This window comes from Rhodococcus sp. T7 (assembly GCF_009872365.1).
Lineage (GTDB): Bacteria > Actinomycetota > Actinomycetes > Mycobacteriales > Mycobacteriaceae > Rhodococcus_F.
Genome location: NZ_WXYH01000161.1, coordinates 1 through 3117 on the forward strand (window position 1 = coordinate 1; position 3117 = coordinate 3117).

Below are 3117 nucleotides of genomic sequence, written 5' to 3' on the forward strand. Positions count from 1 at the left end.
CCACCTTCCTCGGTGGCGTACTCCTCGGCGCGATTGTTATTCATCACCGTGTCCGCAAATAGCAGACACGCTCTAGGCGGAACCTCTGGTGAAACCGCCGTTGGCGATGATGGTTCCGGAGTAATGTTGGTGTACCAAGCCGATGGGGTCGATGCCCTCCTCGGAGTGGTGACCGCGATAGTCGGCGAAAACAAGCCCCATCGGACCTGCCCGCACAGATATGCATACAGTTCAGCGGTGTCGACGTTGTGTACGTCGTTGAAGTAGAAACCGGGGGAGAGCTTGACTCCCACTCGCTCCGGACCGACCCGCTCGGCGGCGCCCTCGATGCACTCGAGCAGAAAACGTGCGCGGTTCTGGGTGGTGCCTCCGTAGGCATCGGTGCGCCGGTTGGTCGACGACGAAAGGAACTGCATCGGTAAGTAGCCTCCGGTGCCGTGGATCTCGACTCCTTCGAAGCCGGCCCGAATCGCGCGGACCGCGGCGTCCACGAGATGGCGGATTTCGCCGGCTACGCCGCCTCCATCCAGAGCCTCGGGCATCGGATACGGCCGGTCGTGGCGGGGGGTGTCCCTATGGTTCCCGTCAAGCCGCTGAGGAAGTGGTACCCGGTAGAGTTCCTTGTTCTTCAGCATGGCGTAGAGGACATCGTAACGGCGTCGGGCGAGGCAGATCAGGGCCGCGCCCAAGCTTCTTCTTCTCGGCACGCTTTTTGTCGTAGTAGGCGCGACTGGTGGGGTCGTGGAGGGCGGAAAACGCGACAGGAACAGGGCGCGTTTGAGCTTTTTGTTGCCGGAGCGGGCGGGGTGTTCGCCACGGATCGAGGAGCCCCGATTTACGGGTGAGAAGGTGCGATGCCGGCGTAGGCCGCCATATGGGCGGCGGAGGCGAAGGCGGAGCCGTCGCCGACCTCGATCAGGACCGGGCTGCCGCCGAAGAAACCGTTGCCGGGCATCGAGGTCAGGACCCGGGAAAGAGGGTGGTCATCGGGGGCCCTTTCCACGTCTTCGGCGACCGTTTCCGCTGTTGGAGAGTCTCTTTCAGGGTGTCGGCAAGTTTGGGGAGGATCGTCTCGGCGGCCTGGGTGCCGGGGACCACCACTGTCTGCTCGTCGAGGGCGGTGAGGATCTTGTCGACGAGTCGGGTGCCCATGCGGGGCGCGTGCTTGACTGCGATCGCGGTGAGTTTTCGCTTGCCTGCTTTTGCGAATCCCGGCTGGTCCGCCGCAGCGGGAGAGGATCTCGAGGACCGCCGGATGGGTGATGTGGGGTCCGAGGACCCGTTCGAGCCGGATGGATTCCAGTGAGCAGTCCTCGGATGCGGTTGCTCACGCGGGTGGCCTCGCCGGCGAGGTCGTCGTCGAATCCGACGTTGGCGGGGGCATGATGACGGTGTGACCAGGAACAGGTGAACGCGCGTTTCCAGTGAGTACCCATCATAGGATTGCAGTATGTCAAGAGAAGATCAGATCCTTACAGCGGCGACCCAGCTGTTCTCCGAGCGGAGTTTCGACGGGGTCGGCGTCGATGCCATCGCGGGGGCGGCAGGTATCACGGGTTCGGCTGTCTACCGGCATTTTTCCAGCAAGGAGGAAATTCTTGCTGTGCTGTTCGATCGGCTTCTCGATGCACTGCTGGTGAGAATCGGCGAGCCCACCGATTCCCCGGAGTTCGAGATCGAACGTTTGATTGCCGCTCACGTCGAGTTCACGATGGAGAATCCGGAGCTCACGATCATCTGGAACCGTGAACAGACGACGTTGTCGCAGGTGTATCGCGCCAACATCATGCGGAGGAAGCGAGCATATGTGGATCGGTGGATCCGCGCCCTCGGTGCTGGATATCCCGGACGGACCAGGGAAGAGCTGGCCTCGGCTGTGCGGGCGGTCCACAGTCTGATCTCGTCGGACACGTCCCGTCCGGGGGGTGCGAAACGGCCGTCGAACATCGCGGTGGTTCTCTCTTCGATGGCGCGTGCGTCCCTGGGGGCACTTGCCGATGGCTATGTCTCCGCGGTCGCCGGCGCGACCAACGGTTCGCAGTAGCGAGCGAGCAGCTGATCGGGCCGGGCGGTGTCTCGTTACGCTGCCGGGTCCCGACCCGGCCGGGGGTCGCCTGTCAGCCCGCCGGCATCGCGTCGAACCCGTCGGCGAAGTCGGTACATGGCCCGCCGGCGGCGGCGATCCCAAGCGTCGCGGGCAAAGTGTAGTATTGCGACATCGGGTCTGAAAATATGTGGAATGCCGGTATGTCAGCCTCGACACCCAGCTACTACTACGACAGGTGCCTATGTGCAGGCCACTATGCAGACGTCCTTGACCGACTGCTGTGCGAGCGACACCGTTTCCGCGACTTCCATCCGGACGAGGTATCTCACGGGCTGCACTTGTCGGCGTCGATGCTCAACTTCACGGGACGGGGATGGTTTGCACCTGGATCTTTCTGTGTGTGCTCTACAGGCGTCGAATCACTCTGGAAACAGCGGACTGACGACGCGAGTACCGCGCCACTTAAGAGTTGATTGACGGTGGGTCGTCCTGACACCACAAACACATAAAGGGGACAAGGTTCGTGAGCAGTGTCGATGCAGCGATCCTCAAGCTCGCATGCCGATGGTTGCCTTACGGGGGGCCCCCGGCCGAAGAAATTCTCATCGGCTTCGGCATGTCACCGCTCAGATATGAACAACGGCTTCTCGAACTTCTCGATTCCGTTGCCTCACGAAGTTTGTCAGTCGCTGAGCGAACCACCCTTCGTGCGAAACTGGCGGCGAAGCGTGACGGACGGCCATGTAGTCCGCAACGTGTCCTGTCGGAAGCGATACATTGAACCTCGTTCGCCGCTACCCAGCCCAGTCCATGGAAGCGTGACCAATGCTCAACCCTTTGCACGAAATCGATAAATCCGAGCTTGTCGTATCTGGGAACAAGTCCTATGCGGCAGGTGTTCCTGCGGTGTTGGTCTCGCTCAAGCGTGGGCTGGAGCAGATGGGTCCGGTGCGTACGGCCCGGACCCTGATGAAGCTGAATCAGCGGCAGGGATTCGACTGCCCGGGCTGCGCGTGGCCGGAAACCCCCGGGCACCGCAAGCACGCGGAGTTCTGTGAGAACGGCGCGAA

General features: G+C 62.2%; 3 protein-coding genes and 2 pseudogenes. 3 read left to right on the forward strand and 2 right to left on the reverse strand.

The window, feature by feature from the left end:
* Both MLGJGCBP_RS51815 and MLGJGCBP_RS17320 read right to left on the reverse strand, forming a co-directional pair.
* A partial coding sequence (locus MLGJGCBP_RS51815; protein WP_442972105.1) for an oxidoreductase occupies positions 1-542 on the reverse strand: 542 nt, incomplete at its 3' end.
* Between the two features lie 54 nt (positions 543-596).
* A pseudogene (locus MLGJGCBP_RS17320) lies at positions 597-1370 on the reverse strand (transposase); the annotation flags it as partial.
* 80 nt (positions 1371-1450) lie between these two features.
* On the opposite strand from MLGJGCBP_RS17320, the gene MLGJGCBP_RS17325 reads away from it, so the two are divergent.
* The 3 genes and pseudogenes from MLGJGCBP_RS17325 to MLGJGCBP_RS51820 form a co-directional block, all read left to right on the forward strand.
* A complete protein-coding gene (locus tag MLGJGCBP_RS17325; protein WP_160097162.1) occupies positions 1451-2044 on the forward strand; it encodes a TetR/AcrR family transcriptional regulator in 594 nt (197 codons plus the stop codon).
* Positions 2045-2570: 526 nt separating this feature from the next.
* Positions 2571-2828 (forward strand): DUF3263 domain-containing protein, encoded by a 258-nt coding sequence (locus tag MLGJGCBP_RS54325; protein WP_160097163.1) that lies wholly within the window; start codon positions 2571-2573, stop codon positions 2826-2828.
* 44 nt (positions 2829-2872) lie between these two features.
* Positions 2873-3117 (forward strand): annotated as a pseudogene (locus tag MLGJGCBP_RS51820) (hypothetical protein); the annotation flags it as partial.

Coding starts and splice junctions, on each gene's coding strand:
- MLGJGCBP_RS17325 (WP_160097162.1), top strand. CDS start 1,451: ATGTCAAGAGAAGATCAGATCCTTACAGCGGCGACCCAGCTGTTCTCC.